General features: G+C 74.2%; 26 protein-coding genes. 7 read left to right on the forward strand and 19 right to left on the reverse strand.

Annotated elements, in window-relative coordinates; genetic code table 11:
• Positions 1-181: 181 nt before the first annotated feature.
• Positions 182-1,060: a universal stress protein gene (locus O7618_RS13230; RefSeq protein ID WP_278106379.1), complete on the forward strand. Its 879-nt coding sequence runs from the start codon at positions 182-184 to the stop codon at positions 1,058-1,060.
• A gap of 297 nt (positions 1,061-1,357) precedes the next feature.
• On the opposite strand, the gene O7618_RS13235 is transcribed toward O7618_RS13230, so the two are convergent.
• Positions 1,358-2,461: an LLM class flavin-dependent oxidoreductase gene (locus O7618_RS13235; RefSeq protein WP_278106380.1), complete on the reverse strand. Its 1,104-nt coding sequence runs from the start codon at positions 2,459-2,461 to the stop codon at positions 1,358-1,360.
• Positions 2,462-2,634: 173 nt separating this feature from the next.
• Between O7618_RS13235 and O7618_RS13240 the strand changes: the two genes are divergently transcribed.
• The 5 genes from O7618_RS13240 (at position 2,635) to O7618_RS13260 (ending at position 4,721) form a co-directional block, all read left to right on the forward strand.
• The gene (locus O7618_RS13240; RefSeq protein WP_278106381.1) at positions 2,635-2,844 is read left to right on the forward strand and encodes a type II toxin-antitoxin system HicB family antitoxin; all 210 of its coding nucleotides are present in this window, start codon (positions 2,635-2,637) and stop codon (positions 2,842-2,844) included.
• Positions 2,841-3,065: a type II toxin-antitoxin system HicA family toxin gene (locus O7618_RS13245; protein WP_278106382.1), complete on the forward strand. Its 225-nt coding sequence runs from the start codon at positions 2,841-2,843 to the stop codon at positions 3,063-3,065. Before O7618_RS13240 ends, O7618_RS13245 begins: the two co-directional genes overlap by 4 nt.
• A gap of 56 nt (positions 3,066-3,121) precedes the next feature.
• Entirely contained in the window at positions 3,122-3,736 is a 615-nt protein-coding gene (locus O7618_RS13250) for a DNA-3-methyladenine glycosylase (protein ID WP_278109996.1), read from the forward strand.
• 119 nt (positions 3,737-3,855) lie between these two features.
• A complete protein-coding gene (locus O7618_RS13255) occupies positions 3,856-4,281 on the forward strand; it encodes a DNA-binding protein (RefSeq protein WP_278106383.1) in 426 nt (141 codons plus the stop codon).
• An 86-nt stretch (positions 4,282-4,367) separates the two neighbouring features.
• Complete coding sequence (locus O7618_RS13260; RefSeq protein WP_278106384.1) at positions 4,368-4,721, forward strand: MmcQ/YjbR family DNA-binding protein; 354 nt, start codon at positions 4,368-4,370, stop codon at positions 4,719-4,721.
• A gap of 40 nt (positions 4,722-4,761) precedes the next feature.
• On the opposite strand, the gene argH is transcribed toward O7618_RS13260, so the two are convergent.
• Genes argH through argC form a run of 8 tightly spaced genes read right to left on the reverse strand, consistent with a single transcriptional unit; the run spans position 4,762 to position 13,265 of the window.
• Positions 4,762-6,225: an argininosuccinate lyase gene (argH, locus tag O7618_RS13265; protein WP_278109997.1), complete on the reverse strand. Its 1,464-nt coding sequence runs from the start codon at positions 6,223-6,225 to the stop codon at positions 4,762-4,764.
• A gap of 8 nt (positions 6,226-6,233) precedes the next feature.
• On the reverse strand, positions 6,234-7,445 hold the full coding sequence (locus O7618_RS13270) for an argininosuccinate synthase (RefSeq protein ID WP_278106385.1): 1,212 nt from the start codon (positions 7,443-7,445) through the stop codon (positions 6,234-6,236).
• Positions 7,442-7,957, reverse strand: coding sequence for an arginine repressor (locus O7618_RS13275; protein ID WP_278106386.1), 516 nt, complete (start codon positions 7,955-7,957; stop codon positions 7,442-7,444). Before O7618_RS13275 ends, O7618_RS13270 begins: the two co-directional genes overlap by 4 nt.
• A complete protein-coding gene (gene argF / locus O7618_RS13280; protein WP_278106387.1) occupies positions 7,954-8,880 on the reverse strand; it encodes an ornithine carbamoyltransferase in 927 nt (308 codons plus the stop codon). The genes O7618_RS13275 and argF overlap by 4 nt, the downstream gene beginning before the upstream one ends.
• A complete protein-coding gene (locus tag O7618_RS13285; protein WP_278106388.1) occupies positions 8,877-10,160 on the reverse strand; it encodes an acetylornithine transaminase in 1,284 nt (427 codons plus the stop codon). Before O7618_RS13285 ends, argF begins: the two co-directional genes overlap by 4 nt.
• The gene (argB, locus tag O7618_RS13290; protein WP_278106389.1) at positions 10,157-11,098 is read right to left on the reverse strand and encodes an acetylglutamate kinase; all 942 of its coding nucleotides are present in this window, start codon (positions 11,096-11,098) and stop codon (positions 10,157-10,159) included. The genes O7618_RS13285 and argB overlap by 4 nt, the downstream gene beginning before the upstream one ends.
• A complete protein-coding gene (gene argJ, locus O7618_RS13295) occupies positions 11,095-12,267 on the reverse strand; it encodes a bifunctional glutamate N-acetyltransferase/amino-acid acetyltransferase ArgJ (RefSeq protein ID WP_278106390.1) in 1,173 nt (390 codons plus the stop codon). The genes argB and argJ overlap by 4 nt, the downstream gene beginning before the upstream one ends.
• Positions 12,264-13,265 carry an N-acetyl-gamma-glutamyl-phosphate reductase gene (argC, locus tag O7618_RS13300; RefSeq protein ID WP_278106391.1) on the reverse strand — a complete coding sequence of 334 codons (1,002 nt, stop codon included), beginning with the start codon at positions 13,263-13,265 and terminating at the stop codon, positions 12,264-12,266. Before argC ends, argJ begins: the two co-directional genes overlap by 4 nt.
• 173 nt (positions 13,266-13,438) lie before the next feature.
• Here argC and O7618_RS13305 point away from each other — a divergent pair, with 173 nt between their 5' ends.
• Complete coding sequence (locus tag O7618_RS13305) at positions 13,439-15,211, forward strand: beta-1,3-glucanase family protein (protein WP_278106392.1); 1,773 nt, start codon at positions 13,439-13,441, stop codon at positions 15,209-15,211.
• 109 nt (positions 15,212-15,320) lie between these two features.
• Here O7618_RS13305 and pheT read toward each other — a convergent pair whose 3' ends face one another.
• From pheT to O7618_RS13355, 10 genes are all read right to left on the reverse strand, one after another.
• The gene (pheT, locus tag O7618_RS13310; protein WP_278106393.1) at positions 15,321-17,903 is read right to left on the reverse strand and encodes a phenylalanine--tRNA ligase subunit beta; all 2,583 of its coding nucleotides are present in this window, start codon (positions 17,901-17,903) and stop codon (positions 15,321-15,323) included.
• 26 nt (positions 17,904-17,929) lie between these two features.
• Complete coding sequence (gene pheS / locus O7618_RS13315) at positions 17,930-18,991, reverse strand: phenylalanine--tRNA ligase subunit alpha (protein WP_278106395.1); 1,062 nt, start codon at positions 18,989-18,991, stop codon at positions 17,930-17,932.
• Between the two features lie 174 nt (positions 18,992-19,165).
• Positions 19,166-20,047: an RNA methyltransferase gene (locus O7618_RS13320; protein ID WP_278106396.1), complete on the reverse strand. Its 882-nt coding sequence runs from the start codon at positions 20,045-20,047 to the stop codon at positions 19,166-19,168.
• Positions 20,048-20,079: 32 nt separating this feature from the next.
• Positions 20,080-20,472: a 50S ribosomal protein L20 gene (rplT, locus tag O7618_RS13325; RefSeq protein WP_030335718.1), complete on the reverse strand. Its 393-nt coding sequence runs from the start codon at positions 20,470-20,472 to the stop codon at positions 20,080-20,082.
• A 32-nt stretch (positions 20,473-20,504) separates the two neighbouring features.
• Positions 20,505-20,699: a 50S ribosomal protein L35 gene (gene rpmI / locus O7618_RS13330; RefSeq protein WP_007075851.1), complete on the reverse strand. Its 195-nt coding sequence runs from the start codon at positions 20,697-20,699 to the stop codon at positions 20,505-20,507.
• 18 nt (positions 20,700-20,717) lie between these two features.
• Positions 20,718-21,386 (reverse strand): translation initiation factor IF-3, encoded by a 669-nt coding sequence (gene infC, locus O7618_RS13335; RefSeq protein ID WP_278106397.1) that lies wholly within the window; start codon positions 21,384-21,386, stop codon positions 20,718-20,720.
• A 325-nt stretch (positions 21,387-21,711) separates the two neighbouring features.
• Positions 21,712-22,185: a PH domain-containing protein gene (locus tag O7618_RS13340; RefSeq protein ID WP_278106398.1), complete on the reverse strand. Its 474-nt coding sequence runs from the start codon at positions 22,183-22,185 to the stop codon at positions 21,712-21,714.
• Positions 22,182-23,144, reverse strand: a complete 963-nt coding sequence (locus O7618_RS13345; protein ID WP_278106399.1) for a DMT family transporter — start codon at positions 23,142-23,144, stop codon at positions 22,182-22,184. Before O7618_RS13345 ends, O7618_RS13340 begins: the two co-directional genes overlap by 4 nt.
• A complete protein-coding gene (hisG, locus tag O7618_RS13350) occupies positions 23,141-23,986 on the reverse strand; it encodes an ATP phosphoribosyltransferase (RefSeq protein ID WP_278106400.1) in 846 nt (281 codons plus the stop codon). Before hisG ends, O7618_RS13345 begins: the two co-directional genes overlap by 4 nt.
• A 43-nt stretch (positions 23,987-24,029) precedes the next feature.
• On the reverse strand, positions 24,030-24,302 hold the full coding sequence (locus tag O7618_RS13355; RefSeq protein ID WP_347405374.1) for a phosphoribosyl-ATP diphosphatase: 273 nt from the start codon (positions 24,300-24,302) through the stop codon (positions 24,030-24,032).
• Positions 24,303-24,564: the final 262 nt, after the last annotated feature.

The raw sequence follows: 24,564 nt of genomic DNA on the forward strand, positions 1-24,564 counted from the left end.
TGGTTCCATCCCACCCGGTTTCGCGCCCGCGCGGCAGGGCCGATGGTCCCGGCCCGGGGCTGATCGGCGGGGCCCCCTCCTATCGCGTGGGCGATAGGAGGGGCCCCGCCTAACCGCGTGGCGGCGGCGGGCGGGGGCCTCAGCGGCCACAATGGGGCGAGCCGACCGGAAGGGACAGCCGATGAACCGACCCGTCGTGGCGGGGGTGGACGGATCGCCGTCCAGCCTGACCGCCGCCGACCAGGCCGCCACGGCCGCCGTGGCCCGCTCCCGGCCACTGCTGCTGGTGCACGGCTACCTGCACCCGCTCGGCTACGGCGTGCCGCTCAACCCGTACGACCTCGGGGTGCCGGCGCCCACCGCGGAGGCGGAGAAGATGCTCGAACGGGTCGCCGCCGAGCTGGTCGAGCGGCATCCCGGGCTGCGGGTGGAGGTCCGGCAGGTCGCCGGCGGTCCGGGCGCGGCGCTGGTGGAGGAGTCGCGTCGGGCCGAGTTGGTGGTGGTGGGCAGCCGGGGCGTGGGCGGCTTCACCGGCCTGCTGCTCGGCTCGGTGGGCGGGCAACTCGCGCAGCACGGGCACTGCCCGGTGTTGGTCGTCCGCCCCGCCGAGCAGCCGATCCCGGTCGGCGGGCCGGTGGTGGTCGGGGTCGACGGCTCCGAAGCCGCGGCGTACGCCGTCGAACTCGCCGCCGACGAGGCCGCCCGACGCGACGTCGAGCTGGTGCTGACGCACGTGCGCGCGCCGGAGCGCGGCGCGCCGGAGGTCGCGGCCGAGGCGACCACCGCCGAGCGGGCCGAGGCGGCCGAGCTGCTGGGCGTCGCCGCCGAACGGGTCCGGGCGGAGCACCCCGGGCTGCGGGTGACCGAGCGGGCGGTGGTCGCCGCCTCCCCGGAGACCGCGCTGCGGGAGGCGAGCGGTGAGGCGTCGCTGGTCGTGGTCGGCTCCCGCGGCCGGGGTGGTTTCGCGGGATTGCTGCTCGGCTCGGTCAGTCAGGCGCTGGTGCAGCACGCCCACTGCCCGGTGCTGATCGCCCACCGGCCGGAGCCGGCCGACGACTGACGCCGATCCCCCGATCCCCCGCCGGGCGGGCGCGGGACGCACCGACCGGCCGGCGATCAGGCCGGGTCGCGGCCGGCGAGCAGGTCGGCGAAGTCGGTGGTGAGGGCGAACGGGTCGGCCGGGCCGGTCGGCGGCAGCCGGCGGTCCACCTGCTCCGCCAGCTCGGCGGCGGCCCGGCGGATCCGGGCCCGCAGCGGGCTGTCGCCGTCGTCGCCGGCCCAGTCCTCCGGCGCGGCGAAGACCGCCGTCGGCAGGGCTGGCCGAGACCGGCCGAGACGACCGCGAGGGTACGCCGGGTCACCGCTTCTCCTCCTCCATGGTCGTGGCGGCGTCGCGGGCGGCCAGCAGGCTGGCGTGGGTGGGCGCCTCGGGCACGTGCGCCGGACGCATCGAGTCGAACTCCTTGCGCAGTACCGGGACCACCTCCTCGCCGAGCAGGTCGAGCTGCTCCAGCACCGTCTTCAGCGGCAGGCCGGCGTGGTCCAGCAGGAAGAGCTGCCGCTGGTAGTCGCCGACGTAGTCGCGGAAGCCCAGCGTGCGGTCGATGACCTGCTGCGGGCTGCCGACGGTCAGCGGCGTCTCGCGGGTGAACTCCTCCAGTGACGGACCGTGCCCGTAGACCGGCGCGTTGTCGAAGTACGGCCGGAACTCGCGCACCGCGTCCTGCGAGTTGCGGCGCATGAAGACCTGCCCGCCCAGGCCGACGATCGCCTGCTCGGGCGTGCCGTGGCCGTAGTGCGCCCAGCGCTGGCGGTAGAGGCCGACCATCCGCTGGGTGTGCTCCCTGGGCCAGAAGATGTGGTTGGCGAAGAAGCCGTCGCCGTAGTAGGCGGCCTGCTCGGCGATCTCCGGGCTGCGGATCGAGCCGTGCCAGACGAACGGCGGCACGCCGTCGAGCGGGCGCGGCGTCGAGGTGAACGACTGCAGCGGCGTGCGGAACTTGCCCTTCCAGTCGACCACGTCCTCGCGCCACAGCCGGTGCAGCAGGTCGTAGTTCTCGATGGCGAGCGGGATGCCGTTGCGGATGTCCTGCCCGAACCACGGGTAGACCGGGCCGGTGTTGCCGCGACCCATCATCAGGTCCACCCGGCCGTCGGCCAGGTGCTGGAGCATCGCGTAGTCCTCGGCGATCTTCACCGGGTCGTTGGTGGTGATCAGCGTGGTCGAGGTGGAGAGCAGCAGGCGCTCGGTGCGCGCCGCGATCCAGCCGAGCATGGTGGTCGGCGACGACGGCACGAACGGCGGGTTGTGGTGCTCGCCGGTGGCGAAGACGTCCAGGCCGACCTCTTCGGCCTTGAGCGCGATGGTGGTCATGGCCTTGATCCGGTCACGCTCGGACGGCAGCCGCCCGGTGGTCGGGTCGACGGTGACGTCACCGACGGTGAAGATTCCGAACTGCATGACCAGCTCCTCGGGTGAGATGCGGACCGGTCGGCCCGGCATCGCACCGCACAACCTATTTGACGAGTCAACTATTCCGTCGCCCGGCGCCCCCGACGTGGCCCGGCTCACCCGGAAAGGCGGTCGCCGCACGTCGGATCGTCCTGCTGCCGGGACGCCCCTGGAGGAGATCGATGGCCCGCACCTTCACCGCCGCCGTGCACCAGGAGGACGACTGGCACGTCGCCCGGTGTCTGGAGATCGAGGTCGCCAGCCAGGGTGAGACCGTCGACGAGGCTCTGACCAATCTTCGCGAGGCCGTCGAGGCCTACCTGGAGGAGGCCGAGAACCCCGAGATCGAAACCACGCCGCTGGTGACGTCCTTCCCCGGGCGAGCGGCGTGAGCGCAGCCCTGGCCGACCTGCCGTTGCGCATGGTGCTCGCCGGGTTGAGCAAAGCCGGCTTCGAGCATGTCCGCACCAAGGGCAGCCATGCGGTCTGTCGCGATCCGAGCGGCCGGGTCGTGGTCGTGCCCCAGCACGCGACGATCAAGCGCGGCACCCTTGCCTCGATTCCTCGCCAGGCGGACCTGACCCCGTCGGAGTTTCTCGAACTTCTGCGCTGAGCCGGCGCAGCTCGACCAGGCCAAACCCCGTTCGGCGACTACCCTTGCCGGCCATGATGACGTACCCCTGGCTCGACGCGCCGGCCGCGAACGTCGCGGCGACCGCGCGGGCCCTGCTCGGCTGGACCGTCTCGGCTCACGGCGTGCGGATCCGGCTGACCGAGGTCGAGGCGTACGCGGGCACCGGGGAGGATCCGGCCTCGCACGCCCACCGGGGGCCGACCCCGCGCAACCGGGTGATGTTCGGGCCGGCCGGGCACGTCTACGTGTACTTCGTGTTCGGCATGCACTGGTGCGCGAACATCGTCTGCGGTCGGGACGGCGAGGCGGCGGCCGTACTGCTGCGCGCCGGCGAGGTGGTCGACGGGGTGGAGACCGCCCGGGAGCGTCGCCCCCACGCCTCGGACCGGGACCTGGCCCGGGGGCCGGCCCGGCTGGTCACCGCGCTCGGGCTCGGTCGCGACGCCAACGGCACCTCGGCGGTCGACGGCACCGGGCCGCTGCTGCTGACCCCGCCGGCGGACCCGGTCGACCCGGCGCGGCTCGCCGCCGGCCCCCGGGTCGGCGTCGCCGCGGCGCACGACCTGCCGTGGCGCTTCTGGCTGGCCGACGAGCCGAGCGTGAGCGTCTACCGCCGGCACAGCCCGCGTCGCCGGCCCGCGACGCGTTGATCGCGCGCAACCCGAGGACCTCGCGGCGCGTCTCAACCGGGAGAGCCCAAGCTTCAGCGTACGAATGGCTTTCAACGGGGTGTTGACAACATGCCATTCTTGGGTGTGGGATGGACGGCATGGTCACCGTGGACAACGACCCGTTCACCGCTCCGGATGCTGCCCAGGCCCGGGCCCACCGCAACTACGCGGCGCTGCTGCGGATCGCCGAGCGGCACGCCGGCACCAACTCCCGTCGCCGGCGCTACGCGCACCCCGACGTGCCCGACGCCTACGAGGCGGCCACGCTGGTGATGGCGCTCGCCGGCGGTGCCGGGCTGGACGCGGGCGAGGAGCCGGTCGACCAGGCCGACCTGATGGCCGCGCTGACCCTGATCCCGCACGTGCGGGCCGAGGTGGACGTGCTGGAGGCCGGGCTGCTCCAGGTGGCCCGCGGCCGGGGCATGACCTGGCAGGCGATCGCCTTCGGGCTGGGCCTGGGCAGCGCCCAGGCCGCCCGGCAGCGCTTCGAGCGCCTCACCGTGCGCACCGGCACCGGCGACTGAGCGGTCGCAACCGTGTCCGCCAGCACCGGCGGCTGTCACAGCCGCGGGCGAGACTGTGCCCGACGACGACGGCACGGGAGGACGCGATGACGCGCGACGAGATGCTGGCCTACTGCCTCGCCAAGCCGGGCGCCTGGCTGGACCGGCCGTGGGAGGGCGACGAGGTGGTGAAGGTGGGCAGCCGGATCTTCGCGTTCCTCGGCTCCCCCGACGGCGAGGCCCGGCTCGGCGTCAAGTGCGGGCCGTCGCGCGAGGTGGCCGACGAGTGGCTGCACCGGTTCCCCGACGACGCCCGACCGTCGCCCTACATCGGCCGGTCGGGCTGGAACACGCTGCGCCTGACCGGCGGCATCCCCGACGAGGAGTTGGTCGACGCCGCCGACGGGTCGTACGACGCGGTGGTGGCCAAGCTGCCGAAGCGCGAGCGACCGGCGACCTGAACCCCGCGCGGCGGCCGGGCCACCGCGCGGGGTCGGCGGGTCAGCGGGGCACGACCTGCTCGGCGGCCCAGTCCCGCCAGCCGGCCAGCCGGTCCGCGGCGGCGGCGAGCTGGTCGGCGACCGGCCCGGGGCCGGTGGAGCCGGGAGTGGTGCGGGCGGCGAGCGCCGAGCGCACCGAGAGCACGTCGCGCACCGACGGGTCCAGGTGCTCGCTCACCGCGGCCAGGTCGGCGTCGGACACCTCGTCCAGCGCGCAGTCGCGGGCCGCGCAGAGCGCCACCAGTCGGCCGGTGATCTCGTGCGCGTCGCGGAACGGCACGTGCCGCCGGACCAGCCAGTCGGCGACCTCGGTGGCCAGCGAGAAGCCCGACGGCGCGGTGGCCGCGAGCCGGTCCACCCGGACCGTCATCGTGGAGATCATCCCGGCCAGCGCGGGCAGCAGCAGCTCCAGCGTGTCGACCGCGTCGAACGCCGGCTCCTTGTCCTCCTGCATGTCCCGGTCGTAGGTCATCGGCAGGCCCTTGAGCATGGTGAGCACGCTCATCAGGCCGCCGACCAGCCGGCCGGACTTGCCCCGGGCCAGCTCGGCGATGTCCGCGTTCTTCTTCTGCGGCATGATCGACGAGCCGGTGGCGAACGAGTCGTCCAGCTCGACCCAGCCGAACTCCTGCGACGTCCAGAGCACCACCTCCTCGCCGAGGCGGGACAGGTGCACGCCGGTCAGAGCGGTGACGAAGAGGAACTCGGCCACGAAGTCCCGGTCGGCCACCGCGTCCATCGAGTTGGCGAACGAGGTGCGGAAACCCAACTCCTTGGCGACCGCCACCGGGTCCAGCGGCAGCCCCGAGCCGGCCAGCGCGCCGGCGCCGAGCGGGCTGATCGCGGTCCGCTCGTCCCAGTCGCGCAGCCGCTCCAGGTCACGCAGCAGCGGCTGCACGTGCGCCAGCAGCCAGTGCCCGAACGTCACCGGCTGCGCGTGCTGCAGGTGCGTCATACCGGGCGCGGCGGTGTCCACGTGCCGTTCCGCCTGCTCGACCAGCGCCTCGGCCAGCTCGACCAGCCGGGCGGCCACGCCCCGGGCGTGGTCGCGCAGATAGAGCCGCAGGTCGGTGGCGACCTGGTCGTTGCGGGACCGGCCGGCGCGCAGCTTGCCGCCGAGGCTGCCCAGCCGCTCCAGCAGGCCGCGCTCCAGGGCGGTGTGCACGTCCTCGTCGTCGACGGTCGGACGGAACGCCCCGGAGGCGCAGGCGGCCTCCAGGTCGTCCAGCGCGGCCAGCATCCGCCCCAGCTCGTCCGGGTCGAGCAGGCCGGCGCCGGCGAGGACCCGGGCGTGCGCGCGGGACCCGGCGATGTCGTACGGGGCGAGGCGCCAGTCGAACTGGACGCTCACCGACAGCCGCGCGAGCGCCTCGGCGGGACCGCCGGCGAACCGGCCTCCCCAGAGACTCGTCCGGTTGGTGGCGGCGCTGTTCTCGGTCAGGCTCTTGTCGTCCACCCCACCCATTGTGCTGGTCACGACCGCACCCCTCCCCACCGGGCGTCCCGCGCCGCGGCCATCGTGCTGGGCAGCCCCCAGAGCTGCACGAAACCCTTCGCCAGCGTCTGGTCGAACGTGTCACCGGTGTCGTAGGTGGCCAGCCCGAAGTCGTAGAGGCTCGCCTCCGAGCGCCGGCCCGTCACCACCGCCCGACCGCCGTGCAGGGTCAGCCGCACCTCGCCGCTGACATGCCGCTGGGCATCGTCGATGAACGCGTCCAGCGAGCGCTTCAGCGGGCTGAACCAGAGCCCGTCGTAGACCAGTTCGCCCCAGCGCTGCTCGACGCCGCGCTTGAACCGGGCCAGGTCCCGCTCCACGGTCACCGCCTCCAACTCCCGGTGCGCGGTGATCAGGGCGAGCGCGCCGGGCGCCTCGTACACCTCGCGGCTCTTGATGCCGACCAGCCGGTCCTCGACCATGTCGAGCCGGCCCACGCCCTGCGCGCCGGCACGCCGGTTCAGCTCCCGGATCGCCTCGTAGGGGGTGACCGTCTCGCCGTCGATCGCGACCGGGACGCCGGCGTCGAACGTGAGGACCAACTCGTCGGCGTCGCGCGGCTCCGCCGGGTCCTCGGTGTACGCGTAGAGGGCCTCGACCGGGGCGGTCCAGATGTCCTCCAGGAAGCCGGTCTCCACGGCCCGGCCCCACAGGTTCTGGTCGATCGAGTACGGCGACCGGGCCGTCACGTCGATCGGCAGGCCCTTCTCCTCGGCGAACGCGATCGCCTTGTCCCGGGTCCAGGCGAAGTCGCGGGCCGGCGCGACGACCGTCAGGTCGGGCGCGAGCGCGTTCAGGCCGACCTCGAAGCGGACCTGGTCGTTGCCCTTGCCGGTGCAGCCGTGCGACACGATCGTGCCGCCGTGCCGGCGCGCGGCGGCCACCAGGTGGGTGACGATCAGCGGCCGGGACAACGCGGAGACCAACGGATAGCGGTCCATGTAGAGCGCGTTGGCCCGGACCGCCGGCAGGCAGTAGTCGGCGGCGAACTCGTCGCGCGCGTCGACCACCTCGGACTCGACGGCGCCGCAGTCCAACGCGCGCTGCCGGATCACGCCCATGTCCTCGCCGCCCTGGCCGACGTCGACCGCTACCGCGATCACCTCGGCGCCGGTCCGTTCGGCCAGGTAGGGAATGGCGACGGAGGTGTCCAGACCCCCGGAGTACGCCAGGACGACCCGTTCGCTCATGGTGCGGCGCTCCCTTCGACGTGCTCGCCCCGGCGGGCCCACCCGGCGAGCCGGTCCCCCAACGCGGCGCCGCCGTCGGCCTCGCGGGCGACGACGAGGATGGTGTCGTCGCCGGCGATGGTGCCGACGATCTCGGACAGGCCGGCCCGGTCCAACGCGCTGGCCAGGTAGTGCGCCGCGCCCGGCGGGGTGCGCAGCACGGCGATGTTGCCGCTGGAGTCGACGCCGTTGAGCAGCTCGTGCAGCAGCCGGACCAGCCGGGCGGGCGCTCCCTCGGCGTCGCGCAGCGGCCGATGGCCGTCCTCGGGGATCAGGTAGACGCCGCGGCCGTCGCCGCCGCGCGCGGTCACCGCCCCGAGTTCCTTCAGGTCCCGCGAGAGCGTGGCCTGGGTGACCTGGATGCCGTCGCCGGCGAGCAGGTCGGCCAGCTCGGTCTGCGAGTGGATGGCGGTGTCGCGGATCAGCTCGACGATGCGGGCGTGCCGCGCGGCGCGGGTCAGCGGGGCGGTCATGAGGAGGCCTCCAGGAGAAAGGTCAGCAGCGCCTTCTGGGCGTGCAGGCGATTCTCCGCCTGGTCGAACACCGCGCTGCGCGGGCCGTCCAGGACCTCGCCGGTGATCTCCTCGCCGCGGTGCGCGGGCAGGCAGTGCAGCACGATCGCGTCGGCCGCGGCGTGCGCCAGCAGGGCGTCGTCGACCCGGTAGGGCAGGAACGGGGTGATCCGGTCCAGCCCGTCCTTCTCCTGGCCCATCGACGTCCAGGTGTCGGTGGCGACCACGTGCGCCCCGCGTACCGCCTCGACCGGGTCGGTGAGCGCGTCGACCGAGCCGCCGGTGCCGGCGGCGATCTTCGCCGCCCGGGCCACGATCGCCAGGTCCGGACCGAACCCGGCCGGGCCGGCGACCCGCACGTGCATCCCGGCCGTCGCGCCGGCCAGCAGGTACGAGTGGGCCATGTTGTTCGCCGCGTCACCGACGTACGCGAGGATCCGCCCGGTGGTGGCGCCGCACCGTTCCCGCACGGTGAGCAGGTCGGCCAGCAACTGGCAGGGGTGGTAGGTGTCGGTGAGCGCGTTCACCACCGGCACCGTCGCGTGCTCGGCCACCTCGGCGATCCGGTCGTCGCCGTGGGTGCGCAGCACGATCGCGGCCACGTAGCGCGACAGCACCCGGCCGGCGTCGCCGAGGGACTCGCCCCGACCGAAGTGGGTCACCTGGGTGTCCACCACGAGCGGGTGGCCGCCCAACTCGGCGATGCCGGCGTCGAACGAGATCCGGGTGCGCAGGCTCTGCTTGTCGAACAGCACCGCCACCGACCGGGGCCCGGCGAGCGGCCGGTGCGCATACCGGTCGGCCTTCATCCGGGCCGCCAGGTCGAGCACCTCGGCCTGCTCGGCGGGGGTGAGGTCGTCGTCGCGCAGGAAGTGGCGGATCATGCGGGGGTCTCCGAGCGGGTCGCGGGGGTGGGCGCCGACGCGGCGGGCGTGGCGCTTTCGGTCGGTACGGGGGCCTCGGCGGGCGCGGTGGACTCGGCGGGCGCGGTGGACTCGGCGGGCGCGCGGTCGAGGGCGGCGGGCAGCGCGGCGAGGAACGCGTCGACCTGCGCCGGGGTCAGGATCAGCGGCGGGGCCAGCCGGACCACGTCCGGCTGCACCGGGTTGACCAGGAAGCCCGCCTCCCGCAGCGCGGTCGTCACGGCACCGGCGACCGGCCGGTCGAGCGCGATCCCGAGCAGCAGGCCGGCGCCGCGTACCTCGCGCACCAGCGGGTGCCCGAGCGCCTCCACGCCGCGCCGCAGCCGCTCGCCGACCCGCTTGACGTGGTCGAGCAGCCCCTCGTTGGCGATCGTGGCGATCACCGCGAGGGCGGCGGCGCAGCTGACCGGGTTGCCGCCGAACGTGGTGCCGTGCGAGCCGGGGCCGAGCAGGTCGGCGGCGCGGCCGAAGGCCAGGCAGGCGCCGAGCGGCAGGCCGCCGCCGAGGCCCTTGGCGAGGGTGACCACGTCCGGCTCGACGCCCTCGGCCTGGTGGGCGAACCAGTGCCCGGTGCGCCCGACGCCGGTCTGCACCTCGTCGAGCACCAGCAGCGCGCCGCGCGCGGCGGTGATCCGCCGGGCCGCCGTGAGGTAGCCGGGCGGCGGGACGACCACGCCGTTCTCGCCCTGGATCGGCTCGACGATCACCATGGCGGTGTCGTCGGTGACCGCCTCGGCCAGCGCGTCCGCGTCACCGAAGGGCACGTGGGTGACGTCGCCGGGCAGCGGGCGGAACGGGTCGGCCTTGGCCGGCTGGCCGGTGAGCGCCAGCGCGCCCATGGTCCGGCCGTGGAAGCCGCCCCGGGTGGCCACCACGTGACGCCGCCCGGTGAGCCGGGAGAGCTTGAACGCGGCCTCGTTGGCCTCCGCGCCGGAGTTGGCGAGGAAGACCCGGCCGGGCCGGCCGGCCAGGGCCAGCAGCAGCTCGGCGAGGGCGACCGGTGGCTCGGCGACGAACAGGTTGGACACGTGCCCGAGCGTGGCGACCTGCTTCGACACGGCCGCCACCACGGCCGGGTGGGCGTGCCCGAGCGCGTTGACGGCGATGCCGCCGAGCAGGTCGACGTACTCCCGGCCGGTCTCGTCGACCACGACGGCGCCGGCACCGGCGACGAGCGCCAGCGGCGGCGTGCCGTAGTTGTCCATCATGGCGGCGCTCCAGCGCCGCAGCAGCGTGCTCATGAACCGACCGTGCCTTCCCTGTTCGCGACTGCGGGGCTCGCAAGCTCGCTCCTCGCGCTCACGACCATCGTGCCGAACCCTTCCGACGTGAACACCTCGAGCAGCGTGGAGTGGGCCACCCGGCCGTCGACGACGTGCGCGGCCGGCACTCCGCCGCGCACCGCCCGCAGGCAGGCCTCCATCTTCGGGACCATGCCCGACTCCAGCGACGGCAGCAGCTTGGCCAGGTCGTCCGCGCTGATCTCGCTGACCAGGGTGGACGTGTCGGGCCAGTCGGCGTAGAGACCCGGCACGTCGGTGAGCACGACCAGCTTGCGGGCGCCCAGGGCGATCGCGAGCGCGGCGGCGGCGGTGTCCGCGTTGAGGTTGTGCAGCACCCCGTCGGCGTCCGGCGCGACGGTGGAGACGACCGGGATCCGGCCGGCCGCGATCAGGTCGGTGACCGCCGAGGCGTTCACCGACTCCACGTCGCCGACCTGCCCGACGTCGACCGCCTCCCCGTCCACGTACGCCGGGCGGCGCACCGCGGTGAACAGCCCGGCGTCCTCGCCGGAGAGGCCCACCGCGAACGGGCCGTACGCGTTGACCAGGCCGACCAGTTCCCGGCCGACCTGACCGACGAGGACCATCCGGACCACGTCCATGGCCTCCGGGGTGGTGACCCGCAGGCCGCCGCGGAACTCGCTGGCGATGCCGAGCCGGCCGAGCATGGCGGAGATCTGCGGGCCGCCGCCGTGCACCACGACCGGCTTGAGGCCGGCGTACCGGAGGAAGACCATGTCCGCGGCGAAGGCCCGTCGCAGTTCGGGGTCGACCATCGCGTTGCCGCCGTACTTGACGACCACTGTGGCGCCGGCGAACCGGGCGAGCCAGGGCAGCGCCTCGATCAGGGTGGCGGCCTTGGCCTGGGCCCGGGTGAGGTCAGCGTTCAAGGTCATGAGGAGTAGGCCGAGTTCTCGTGGACGTACGCGTGCGACAGGTCGTTGGTCCAGATCGTGGCGGCGTCGTCACCGGCGTGCAGGTCGATCCGGATGGCGACGGCCCGGTCGGTGAGGTCCACCGTGGCGCGGTCCGCGGCGGCGGCGCCGCGCCGGCAGACCCAGACGCCGTTGACCGCGACGTCGATGCCGTCCGGTTCGAACACGGCGGCGGTGGTGCCGACGGCGGCGAGGATCCGGCCCCAGTTGGGGTCGTTGCCGAACAGCGCGGTCTTGACCAGATTGTTGCGGGCCACCGCACGTCCCACCTCGACGGCGTCGTCCTCGCCCGCCGCGCCGACCACCTCGATCGCGATCTGCTTCGTCGCGCCCTCCGCGTCGGCGAGGAGCTGCTGGGCCAGGTCGTCGCAGGCGGCGGTGACCGCGGCGGTCAGCTCCGCGTCGGTCGGCTCGATGCCGGAGGCGCCGCTGGCCAGCAGCAGCACCGTGTCGTTGGTGGACATGCAGCCGTCCGAGTCGACCCGGTCGAAGGTGACCCGGGTGGCGGCCCGCAGCGCGCCGTCCAACGCGTCCGGGCCGGCGACCGCGTCGGTGGTCAACACGCAGAGCATGGTGGCCATGGCCGGCGCCAGCATGCCGGCGCCCTTGGCCATCCCGCCGACCGTCCAGCCGCTGCCCCGGGCGACGGTGGTCTTCGGCCGGGTGTCGGTGGTCATGATCGCCTCGGCGGCCGGCCGGCCGCCGTCGCGGGAGAGCCGGCGCACCGCGTCGCGGACGCCCGGCAACAGCTTCGGCATCGGCAGCCGCTCACCGATCAGCCCGGTCGAGCAGACCGCGACCTCGCCGGCGCCGACGATCAGCCGGGCGCTGCTGGCGGTGAGCGCGGCGGCGGTGTGCTCGGCGGTGGCGTGGGTGTCCTGGAAGCCGGCCGGACCGGTGCAGGCGTTGGCGCCGCCGGAGTTGAGCACCACGGCCCGGACCACGCCGCCGTGCACGACCTGCTGGGTCCAGAGCACCGGGGCGGCCTTCACCCGGTTGGCGGTGAAGACCCCGGCGACGCCGGCGTCCGGACCGTCGTTGACCACGAGCGCCACGTCGGCGGCGCCGGAGGTCTTCAGGCCGGCGGCGACACCGGCGGCCCGGAAGCCCCGGGGGGTGGTGACGCTCATGGTGCGACTCCATGCACGGACAGGCCGGTGCTCTCGGGGAGACCGACCATCAGGTTGGCGTTCTGCACGGCCTGCCCGGCCGCGCCCTTGCCCAGGTTGTCGATGGCGCCGACCACGATCACCCGACCGGAGTCGACGTCCACGGTCGCCTGGAGGTGGCAGGAGTTCGAGCCGGCGGTCGCGGCGGTGTGCGGCCACACCCCCGCGGGCAGCAGGTGCACGAAGGGCTCGTCGGCGTAGGCCGCGGCCAACACCGCCCGCGGGTCGGTGTCGCCGGCCGGCACCGCCGTGACGGTGGCGAGGATCCCGCGCGGCATCGGGGCGAGCACCGGCGTGAACGACAGGCCGGTCGCGCCGGTCGCCTGCTTGATCTCCGGTACGTGTTGGTGCGCGCCCACCTTGTAGGGGGTGAGGTCGCCCATCACCTCGCTGCCGAGCAGGTGGGCCTTGGCGGCCCGGCCCGCGCCGGAGGTGCCGGAGGCGGCGACCACCACCACGTCGTCGGGGCGTACCGCGCCGGCGGCGACCAGCGGGGCCAGCGCCAGCGTGGTGGCGACCGCGTAGCAGCCGGTGTTCGCGACCCGGCGGGCGGACGCGATCGCACCGCGCGCGCCGGGCAGCTCGGGCAGCCCGTAGGTCCAGGCGCCGGCGTGCGGGCCGCTGTAGTAGCGGGTCCAGGCGTCCGCGTCGCGCAGCCGGTGGTCGGCGCCGAGGTCGACCACGAGGGCACTGTCGGGCAGGGCGGCGGCGAGGGCGGCCGACTGGCCGTGCGGCAGGGCCAGGAAGATCAGGTCCGCGTCGGCCAGGGCCGCCGGTTCGGTCGACCCGAAAACCAGGTCCAGGCCGGTGAGCTGCGGGTGTACGGCGGCGACGGGCTGGCCGGCCTGGCTGTGCGCGGTGGCGGCCACGAGATCGAACTCGGGGTGGCCGGCGAGCAGGCGCAGCAGTTCGCCGCCCGCGTACCCACTCGCTCCGGCCACCGCTACTCGAATGCCCATACCTACCTCCGCATGACTATGCAGAGAAGGCTAGCAGTCGCACGGGGCCACTGCAAGGTCATGCAGTGCGGCGCATGAAACTGCAGCGACCTCCGACGCATTGACAGCCGACCATCCCGCGCCGATGCTGAGAGAGCGCTCTCACGCTTGCCTCACCACCCCCGGAGTCGCCCGTGCCCACCCGTCCGAAGCTCCTGCGCGCCCTGCTCGCGCTCCTGGTCACCACCGCCGCCTCGGTCGTGGCCGCGGCCTCGCTGGCCCACGCCACCGGCCCGAACCTCCTTCCCTTCACCATCACCAACCACACCGGCCGCGCCGACGCCACCTGGCTCTACGTGCTCGGCACCGACCTGACCTCCGGCCGGCTCGGCCACGTCGACGCCGCCGGCGCGTTCACCCCCTGGCCGGCCGGCGGCCTGCCACCCACGCCCGCCCCCGACGTGGCCATCCCCGGCCCGGTGAACGGCGACGCCGCCGTGCTGAAGGTGCCCCGCAACATCTCCGGCCGGGTCTACGTCGCCTTCGGTGAGAAACTGCGGTTCCTGCTCACCCCCGACGGCCTGGTCCAGCCCGCGCCCTGGGCGCCCGGCGACCCCAACCGCGACGTCCTGTTCGACTGGTCCGAGTTCACCTACAACGACGCGGGGCTCTGGCTGAACAGCTCACAGGTCGACATGTTCGCCGTCCCGCACGTGGTCAGCGTGACCGGCGCGGACGGGACCACCCGGCACACCGGCCGACTGGTCGACGACGGGCGGAACCGGGTCGTCGACGCGGTCCGCGCCCAGCCCGGCTGGGGCGCGACGGTGCAGACCCGCGCCGACGGCACCGTGCTGCGCGTCCTCTCCCCCGGCAAAGCCGCCGACGCCGGCCTGTTCAGCGCCACCTACCTCGACCCGTACATCGCCTCGGCCTGGCAGTCGTACGCGACCAGGCCGCTCACCGTGGCACCCTTCACCGCTCAGCCCGACGTGAGGTACCTCGGCCGGACCAGCGGCGACGTCATGACGTTCACCGACGGCTCCGGCCGACACGTGGCGTCGTTCGCCAGGCCGTCCAGCTCCGACGTGTGGGACTGCGACGGGGCGCTCGCCGCCCCCAACGACCTCGTGGTCGGGCCGATCGCCCGCACCCTCTGCGCCGCGCTGCACCGCTCCACCCTGACCGACCGCGACATCCAGCCGTCCGGCGGGCCGAGCGACTTCTACCGGGGCACGCTCACCAACCACTACTCCCGCATCGTGCACGCCAACATGGTCGACGGGAAGGCGTACGGGTTCGCCTTCGACGACGTGCTCAACCAGGAGTCGCTGGTGCACGACGGCGACCCGCGCGCCGCCGGGATCGAGCTGAGCCCGTTCGGGCCGGGCGGCGGTCCGACCGGCCCGCCGCCGAACCTCACCCCCACGCCGCCCTCGCCCGACCCCAGCCCATCGGTGTCCGACAGCCCGTCCCCGGACCCGACCATGAGCCCCTTCACGCCGCGGCTCTACCTCGGGGAACCCGACCAGCTCCGGCAACGCCCGGCCGGCGCCGCCCCGGCGACGATCGCGGCGGCCGACGGCGCCTGGGTCGACACCCCACACACGCCACGGGTCTACCGGGCGGATCACCTGACCGCGCGGTGGACCGGCGGCGCCACCTCGTTCCGCCTGCTCGTCGACGCCGGCACCGCGGTCGGCAACGGCACCCAGCTCCGGGTCTCCTACGACCTCACCGGGGACGGCACCTTCGACCGGGTGGAGACCTACCACTACTACGCCACGGACCCGCTCGCCGGCTGGGAGGACTACACCCGGGACCGGGGGTTGGCGTCGGCCACCGGCGACCTCGGCGACCTGCGCGACGGCAGCGTACGGGTGGAGGTGTGGAACGCCATCGGCACGGCCCCGAGCAGCCTCGCCGTCGGCGACGGGTCACAGCTCACCCTGCCCTACAGCGCCTGAGCGGGTGACGGCCCGGCGGAGTCCCCGCCGGGCCGTCACCGTCGGTTCGGGTGTCAAGAAGGGGCCCCGCCTCTACCGAAGGCGTTAAGCGGGGGCCCCTCCTTACACCTCAGGCGCCGCGGAGGGTGGCGCCGAAGCGCTGGGCGGCGAGCGCCACCGCGGCGTCCCGCGCGGCCACCGCCTCCTCGCCGGCCAGCGTCCGGTCCGGGGCGCGGAACGTCAGCTTGTAGGCCAGCGACTTCCGCCCGGCGCCGAGCTGCTCGGACGCGTAGACGTCGAAGAGCCGCACGTTCTCCAGCAGCGCGCCGGCACCCTCGACCAGGGCCCGCTGCACGTCCGCCGCCGGCACCGCCGCGTCGACCACCAGCGCCACGTCGATGAGCGCCGGCGGGAACGTGGAGATGGCCGGGCCGCTCACCAGCGGCGCGACGGGCAACGCGTCCAGGTCCAGTTCCATGACGCTGGTGCGGCGGGGCAGCTCCAGCGCCGCCACCACCGCCGGGTGCAGCTCGCCGGCGTGCCCGACGACGGCGTCGTCGACGAGCAGCTCGGCGCAGCGACCCGGATGCCAGGGCGCGCGCTCGCCGGCCCGCACGGTGACCCGGCCGGCGGGGATGCCGGCGGCGTCGAGCACCGCCCGGCCCGCCTCGACCGCGTCCGCCCAGCCGGCCGCGCGACCCGCGCCCCACCAGCCGGCCGGTTCGATCTCGCCGCACACCGCCACCGCGACGTGTCGTGGCTGCGCCGGCACCACCGCGTCGGCGGCGGCGAACTCCTCGTCGGTGGGACGCCGGTCCACGCCCATGGCCGGCGGGGCGCCCACGCCCGGACGCGGGTGGAAGACCGTGCCGATCTCGTAGATCGCCACGTCCCGCTGGCCCCGGCCGACATTGCGCCTGACGATGCCGAGCAGCGGGCCGAGCAGCGTGGTACGCAGCAGCGGCTCCTCCTCGGACAGCGGGTTGGCCACCCGGACCGCCGGACGGCGCGGGTCGTCGGCCGGCAGGCCGAGCTGGTCGGCCAGCTCGGGCGCGACGAACGGCTGCGCCAGCACCTCGATCCAGCCGCGCTCGGCCAGCGAGCGGGCCACCGCGCGGCGGCGCTGCTGCTGCGGGGTGAGGCCCCGGCCGGGGCGGGCGGTGGGCAGCACCGACGGCACCCGGTCGTACCCGTCGAGGCGGACCACCTCCTCCACCAGGTCGGCCGGGTCGGTCAGGTCGGGCCGCCAGCTCGGCGGCGTCACGGTCAGCACCTCGCCGGCCCCGCCGTCGGCCACCCCGACCGTGCCCGGGTCCTCACCGAGCCGGTCGCCGCCACGGGTGACCGCGCAGCCGACCTGCTCCAGCAGCTCCACCACCCGGTCGGCCGGATAGGACACACCGATCCGGCGCGACGGCAGGTCCACCGGCAGCGTGACCGGCGGGAGCGGGCGGACGTGGTCGAGGTCGAGCACCTCGGCGCCGGCCGTGCCGCCGGCCAGGTCGGTGAGCAACCGGACCGCCTTCTCCAGCGCGACCAGCGGCAGCGCCGGGTCGACGCCCCGCTCCCACCGCTTCGCGGCCTCGCTGAACAGCTTGTGCCGCCGCGCGGTGCGCCCGACCATCGCCGGGTCCCAGTGCGCGGCCTCGAACAGCACGTTCGTGGTGGAGGCGAGCACCTCACTGGTCTCGCCGCCCATCACCGCGGCCAGCGAGATCGGGACGCCGGCGTCCTCGCCCGCGAGGGCGTTGGGCAGCCCGGCATCGCAGATGACCATGTCCTCCGGCGCGAGAGCGCGGCTCACCCCGTCGAGCGTGGTCAGCTTCTCCCCCGGCTCGGCGCGGCGCACCACGAGCGGCCCGGCGATCCGGTCGGCGTCGAAGGCGTGCATCGGCTGGCCGAGTTCGAGCATCAGGTAGTTGGTGATGTCGACCGGCAGCGAGATGCTGCGCACGCCGGCCGCGGTCAGCCGCTGCCGCATCCAGCCGGGCGTGGAGACCGTCGGGTCGACGCCGCCCACCATCCGGGCGGCGAACCGGTCGCAGCCGACCGTGTCGCGCACCTCGACCGGGTACGCCGGCTCGGTCGTCCCGCCGGTGGCCGGCGCGTCGGCCGGGTCGCGGAACGGCACGCCGAGCGCGTGCGACAGCTCCCGGGCGATGCCCCGGACGCTGAGCGCGTAGCCCCGGTCGGGGGTGATCTCCATCTCGACCACCACGTCGTCCAGGCCGACGATCGGGCGGGCGTCGTCGCCGGGCTGGGCCTTGACGTCCTCGGGCAGCACGATGATGCCCGAGTGGTCGTCGCCCAGGCCCAGCTCCTGCGCCGAGCAGATCATCCCGTGGGAGTTGCGCCCGTACGTCTTGCGCGCGCCGATGGCGAAGTTGCCCGGCAGCACGCCGCCCGGCAGGATCACCACCACCTTGTCGCCGGGGGCGAAGTTGCGCGCGCCGCAGACGATCTCCTGCGGCTCGCCGGTGCCGTTCGCGGCGCCCACGTCCACCCGGCAGAAGCGGATCGGCTTCTTGAAGCCGGTCAGCTCCTCGATCTGGAGGACCTCGCCCACGACCAGCGGGCCGGTGACGGTCGCCCGCAGGTCCACGATCGACTCGACCTCGATGCCGAGGTCGACGAGCGCCTGCTCCAGATCGCCGACGGGCAGGTCGGCGGGGAGGTCCACGTACTCCCGCAGCCAACTGACAGAAACTCGCATGACTGTTAGACCACCGTTTCCCTTGCTCAGGCGCCGAACGCGCGGGTGAACCGCACGTCGCCCTCGGCCATGTCCCGCATGTCGCTGACCCCGTGCCGGACCATCACGGTCCGGTCGATGCCCATCCCGAACGCGAATCCGGAGTAGACCTCCGGGTCGATCCCGCAGGCGCGCAGCACCCTCGGGTTGACCATGCCGCAGCCGCCCCACTCGACCCACTGCGGCCCGTCCCGGTGCTCCGGGAACCAGACGTCGAACTCGGCCGACGGCTCGGTGAACGGGAAGTAGTGCGGCCGCCAGCGGGTCTTCGCGCCCTCGCCGAACATGGCCCGGGCGAAGTGGTCGAGCGTGCCGCGCAGGTGCGCCATGGTGATGCCCTTGTCCACCACCAGGCCCTCGACCTGGTGGAAGACCGGCGCGTGGGTGGCGTCCAGCTCGTCGGTGCGGTAGACCCGGCCGGGCACCACCACGTAGATCGGGGGCTTGCGGCTGAGCATGGTGCGCGCCTGCACCGGCGACGTGTGGGTACGCAGCACCAGGCCACTGCCCTCGGGTGCGATGTGGAAGGTGTCCATCAGCCCGCGCGCCGGGTGGTCGGCCGGGATGTTGAGCGCGTCGAAGTTGGTCCACTCCAGCTCGACCTCGGGCCCCTCGGCCACCTCGTAGCCCATGCCGACGAACAGGTCGCTGATCTGCTCCATCAGCACGGTCAGCGGGTGGCGGGCGCCGCGCGGCCGGCGGTCGTGGGGCAGGGTCACGTCGACCCGCTCCTCGATCAGCACCCGCTCGGCCTGCTCGCGGTCCAGGATCTCCTGCCGGGCGGCGTACGCGGACTCGACGGCGCGGCGGGCCTCGTTGACCCGCTTGCCGGCGTCGGACTTCGCGGCCGGCGGCAGCGCGCCGATCTCCCGGCGCGCGAGGGACACCGGGGACCGGTCCCCCAGGTGCGCCGGGCGCAGCGCGGTGAGCGCGTCGGGGTCGGCGGCGGCGGCGAACGCCTTCTCGGCGTCGGCCACGGCCCCGGCCAGGGCGTCCGGGTCGAGCAGGGCGACCTGCTTCGGGTCGTACGGATCGTTGCGGTAGCTCATGGTGAACGGGCACTCCCTCAGGGCGGCGCCGGCCCTTCCACAGGGCGGCCAGGCGAGTCTACGGACGCGCGGCTTCGCCGCAGCCCGCCGGTGGGAGTCGTGCAGGGAGGAAGGGTCAGGCCTGCCGCCCGCCGACACCGGCGGGCTGGCTAAACGAACGCCGTGGCGCGTTCATCACGAGGCGGACTCCCCTGCTGTGTGCTGCGTGACCGTCGGTCGACGCAGTGCTCTGGCGGAAGAATACAGGCAGACGGCCGCCGCCGCAGCCAGGTTCAGGCTCTCGGCGCGCCCGTGCAGCGGCACCCGGACCCGGGCGTCGGCGGCCGTGGTCAGCTCGTCCGGCAGGCCGTGCGCCTCCGAGCCGAACAGCCAGGCGGTGGGCGCGGCGAGCCGGCCGGCGTCGGCGAGGTCGTCCAGGTCGCTGTCGCCGTACCCGGTGGTGGCCAACACCGACAGCCCGGCGGCCCGCAGCGTCTCGACGACCCGGACCGGGTCGTCGGCGCGGACCACGTCGACGTGGAACAGGCTGCCGGCGGAGGCCCGCACGCACTTGCCGTTGTAGGGGTCGACGGCCTCACCGGCGAAGACCACCGCGCCGGCGCCGGCGGCGTCGGCGGTGCGCAGCACGGTCCCGGCGTTGCCCGGGTCACGGATCCCGGCGAGCACCGCGACCAGTCGCGGCCCGCGCGCCAGGGCGTCGGCCAGGGGCACGTCGAGGTGCCGGCAGACCGCCACCAGGCCCTGCGGGGCCACGGTCTCGGCGAGCGCCGCCAGGGCGTCGTCGGTGACCTCGGAGACCGGCACGTCGGCCCGGGCGGCGGTGGCGGCGAGGTCGGCGTACCGGTCCAGCGCGGCCGGGGTGCCGAACAACTCGACCACCGCGCGGTCGCGGGCGAGCGCCTCACGGACCGCCTGCGGCCCCTCGGCCAGGAACCGGCCGGCCTGCTCGCGGTCGCGCCGGCGGTGCAGCCGGCGGGCCGCCGCGACCCTCGGGGTACGCGGGGTGAACGGGCCGGGAACAGCGTCGAGGCGCCTCCCCTGCGACGGTGACTGCATGGGAGACGCCTCGATCTGTGCCGTACGGGTGGTCAGGCGGCCTGGGCCGCGGCGCCACCGGTGCCCTCGGCCGCCACGGCGGCGCGGGCCAGCTCGACGATCGCCGCGAACGCGGCGGCGTCGTTGACGGCCAGGTCGGCCAGGATCTTGCGGTCGACCTCGATGCCGGCCAGGCGCAGGCCCTGGATCAGCCGGTTGTAGGTCATGCCGTTGGCCCGGGCCCCGGCGTTGATCCGCTGGATCCAGAGCTGCCGGAAGTCGCCCTTGCGGTCGCGGCGGTCCCGGTAGGCGTACTGCATCGAGTGCAGCACCTGCTCCTTGGCCTTGCGGTAGAGCCGGGAGCGCTGACCGCGGTAGCCGCTCGCGGTCTCCAGCAGGGTACGACGCTTCTTCTGGGCGTTCACAGCCCGCTTGACGCGTGCCATCTCAACTCCTTCTTCGGTTCAGGTGGCTCGCGTCAGCGGCCGAGCAGCTTCTTGATGCGCTTGGTGTCGGCCTTGGCCAGCTCGACCGTGCCGGTCAGCCGCCGGGTCTGGGTGGAGGGCTTCTTCTCCAGGTTGTGGCGGAGGCCGGCCTGCTGGGCAACGATCTTGCCCTTGCCGGTCACCTTGACCCGCTTGCCCATACCCGTGTGGCTCTTCATCTTCGGCATGTGGAACGTCTCTCCCTGTTACTGGCCGCTGGTGTCAGCGGTCGGGCCGGTCTCGCCGGCTGCTGCGGTCTCGCCGGCTGCTGCGGTCTCGCCGGCCGCCGGGGCCTCGCCGCCTGCCGGGGCTGCCGGCTCCTCCGCGGCGCGGTCCCGAGGACCACCGCGGGACGCCGTGGCGGCGACCGCGGAGGCCTTGACGGCCCGGTGCGGAGCGAGAACCATGATCATGTTTCGGCCGTCCTGCTTCGGCGCGGCCTCGACGTATCCCAGGTCCGTGATCTCGGATTCGAGCCGGCGCAGGAGCCGGTAACCCAGCTCCGGGCGGCTCTGCTCGCGACCGCGGAACATGATCGTCACCTTGACCTTGTCGCCCGCCTTGAGGAACCGCACCACGTGACCCTTCTTGGTCTCGTAGTCGTGCGGGTCGATCTTCGGCCGGAGCTTCATCTCCTTGATGACGGTCTGCTGCTGGTTACGCCGCGCTTCGCGCGCCTTGAGTGCGCTCTCGTACTTGAACTTGCCGAAGTCCATGAGCTTGCACACCGGCGGGCGCGCCATCGGCGCAACCTCGACCAGGTCCAGGTCGACGTCCGCGGCCAGCTGCAGGGCGCGCTCCAGCGGGACGATGCCCACCTGCTCACCCTCAGGGCCGACCAGTCGGACCTCACGTGCCCGGATCTGCTCGTTCACGCGTGGTTCGACGCTGATGTGGCCTCCTCGAGTCGAGTGTCCTACGGTGCCGACTCCGTGGGCTCCCGGGCGGGAGCCGACCCGGAAAGCAGAAGGCCCCGGCGAATGCCAGGGCCCACTCGACCGGTCGGCACGATCACAGGATCGCGCATCCGGGATCGGGATGTGCCCGAAACCGGGGACCGGACCCGGACGCTTGGACGGCGACTCGGGTGGGAGCGGGCGCTCCGCTTCTCGACCGCCCGCTCGTCAGGGACGGGGGCAGTCTGGTCGACTCCGCAACACTACACCCTCGGCCCAGGCCGGCCCAAACCGGGCCCGCAGGTCAGCGGGACGTCGGCTGGCCGGCGGCGAGCGCGGCCAGGTGCGCCTGGTGCAGGCGACGCAGTGCGCGGACCGCCTCGACCGCGCTCTCCTTGTCGGCCGCCTGCAACGCCACCATCGGCAGCAGGTCGTCGTCGTGCAGCTCCAGGCTGGCCCACGGCGCGCCGCGGTCGAACCGGACGCCGCGGATCACCTCCCAGGGCAGTTCGTAGGAGCCGATCACGTTGCGCACCCGCACGCCCCGAGCGTCGGCGACCACCCGGGGGCGGGTGAACAGCAGGAACCCGAGCGCGCCGAACACGCCCAGCCCGACCATGGCGAACTGGTCGCCGCGCTGGAACGAGCCGTATCCGTCGCCGGTGGCACCGGTCAGCGACGTCGCGACGAGACTGAAGACCACCACCAGCGCGATCGCCGACGCCCAGCAGACCACCCGGATGCGGCGGGGCCGCACGGTCACCACGGAATCGCTCACCCGACCAGTCTGCCATCCGGCTCGCGCTCGCGTTCCACCGCCACACGGGCCGGCGCCCGCCGCCGCACCCCGGCCACCAGCACCGCCAGCAGCGTCAGCACGGCGCCGGCCAGCACCGGCAGCCGGACGCCGGGCCCGCCGGGCAGTGCCAGGTCCAGCAGCAGCGCGCCACCGAGTTGCCCGGCCACCAGCGCCAGGCCGGTCCGCAGCACCCCGGCCGCACGTACGCCGACCAGCAGCGCGAGCACGATGCCGACGCCGAACACGCCCCCGACATAGAGCCACCACTGCGTCGGCCAGCGCGGCTGGTCGGCCAGCGAGCCGGCCGCCACCGCCACCGCGCCGATCACCGTCGTGCTGACCACGAAGTTCACCGCGAGGCCGGCGGCCGGCCCGATCCCGGCCGCGACCCGGCCGTTGAGCGCGGACTGCAACGCCACCGCCAGCCCGCCCACGACCGAGAGCAGCACCAGCCCGACCGCCAGGTCGCCGACCGGCCGGCCGAGTTGCGCCAGGGCCACCGCGCCGACGCCGAGGCACGCCCCGGCGACCCGGGGCACGGTGAGTGGCAGCCGCCCCCCGGCGGCCAGCCCGACCCGGTCGACGGCCAGGCCGCCGAGGCCGCCGCCGGCCACCTGGGCGATCGTGAACACCGCCACCCCGAGCGCCGGCACCACCACCGGGGCGGTCAGCACGATCACCGCGCCGCCGAGCCCGCCCAGGTAGGACCACCAGGGCAGGCCGGCGCGGCGCAACCCGGCCAACCCGGCCCGCATCGCCGGGACCACGGCCAGCCCGGCCAGCACGATCAGGCAGCCGCCCAGGTTGTTGACCACCGCACCGAGCACCGGATCACCGGTCCGCTCCCCCAACTCGGCGTTGATCACGCCCTGGGCGGCCGAGGCCACGCCGCCCAGGACGACCACCGCCAGCGCGGCCGGGAGCGGCAGCGGCCTCACAGCCGGCAGGCGTGGATGTTGGTGACCAGGATCGCCCGCGCGCCCAGCTCGTAGAGTTCGTCCATGATCCGGTGCACGTCGTCGCGGAGCACCATGGCCTGCACCGCGACCCAGCCCTCGCGGTGCAGCGGCGAGACGGTCGGCGACTCGATGCCCGGGGTGAGCGAGCTGGCCCGGTCGAGCAGCCCGGCCGGCACGTCGTAGGCGAGCATCACGTAACGGCGGGCGACCAGCACCCCGTGCAGCCGGCGCTCCAGCTGCCCCTGCTGGGGGCAGCCGGGCGCGCCGGCCCGGCTGACCAGCACCGCCGAGGAGCGCAGCAGCGGTTCGCCGAAGACCACCAGGCCGGCCTGGCGCAGCGTGGCGCCGGTCTCCACCACGTCGGCGACCACGTCGGCCACGCCGAGCCGGATCGCGTTCTCCACCGCGCCGTCGAGCCGGATCACCTCGGCCTTGACGTCCAGCTCGGCCAGGTGCCGCTCCACCAGACCCGGGTACGAGGTGGCGATCCGGTGCCCGCCGAGCTGCTGGACCGAGGCGACGTCGTCCGGGCGGGCGGCGAACCGGAAGGTGGCCCGCGCGAAGTTGAGGTCCACCACCTCCTCGGCCGGCGCGCCGGAGTCGATCAGCAGGTCCCGCCCGGTGATGCCGACGTCCAGGTCACCGGAGCCGACGTAGGTGGCGATGTCCTTGGGGCGCAGGTAGAAGAACTCGATGTCGTTGGGCTCGTCCCGGCAGACCAGGTCCTTCGGGTCGGTGCGCTGGCGGTAGCCCGCCTCGCGCAGCATCTGGGCCGCCTTCTCGGCCAGGGCGCCCTTGTTGGGCACGGCGACACGCAGCATGGGAGTGCTCCTTCGGTCGATCGGATGATCAGCGGACGGGCACTCACAGATGTCGGTAGACGTCCTTCAACTCGAGACCGGTGGCCAGCATCAGCACCTGCGCCTGGTAGAGCAGTTGGGAGATCTCCTCCGCGGCCCGCTCCGGGCCCTCGTGCTCGGCCGCCATCCACGACTCGGCCGCCTCCTCGACGACCTTCTTGCCGATGAAGTGCACCCCCTTGGCGAGCGCGTCGACCGTGCCCGAGCCCGGGGTGCCGGCGGCGGCCTTGGCCTGCAGCTCGGCGAACAACTCCTCGAACGTCTTCACGGACGGCAATTCTTCCAGCCGCCCCGGGTGAGCCCGTCGACCGGGTCCACCCCCGTCGCCCACCTCACCACCCGCCCTCCCCGAACGCCCCCCACCGACGGCGTCACGCCCACCCCGCCTCCAACCACCTCGTCCCCGACCGCACCCTTGCCTCCCCCCGCCCGACCACCGACGCCGCCCCGGACCCCCACCTCCGGACGATCAGCCGCAGCCAGCGGCCCTGCCCGTGCCGCCTTTGGAGCTGACATCACCAACGACTCACCCGACCCAC

It is taken from the genome of Micromonospora sp. WMMD980, from assembly GCF_029626035.1.
Lineage (GTDB): Bacteria > Actinomycetota > Actinomycetes > Mycobacteriales > Micromonosporaceae > Micromonospora.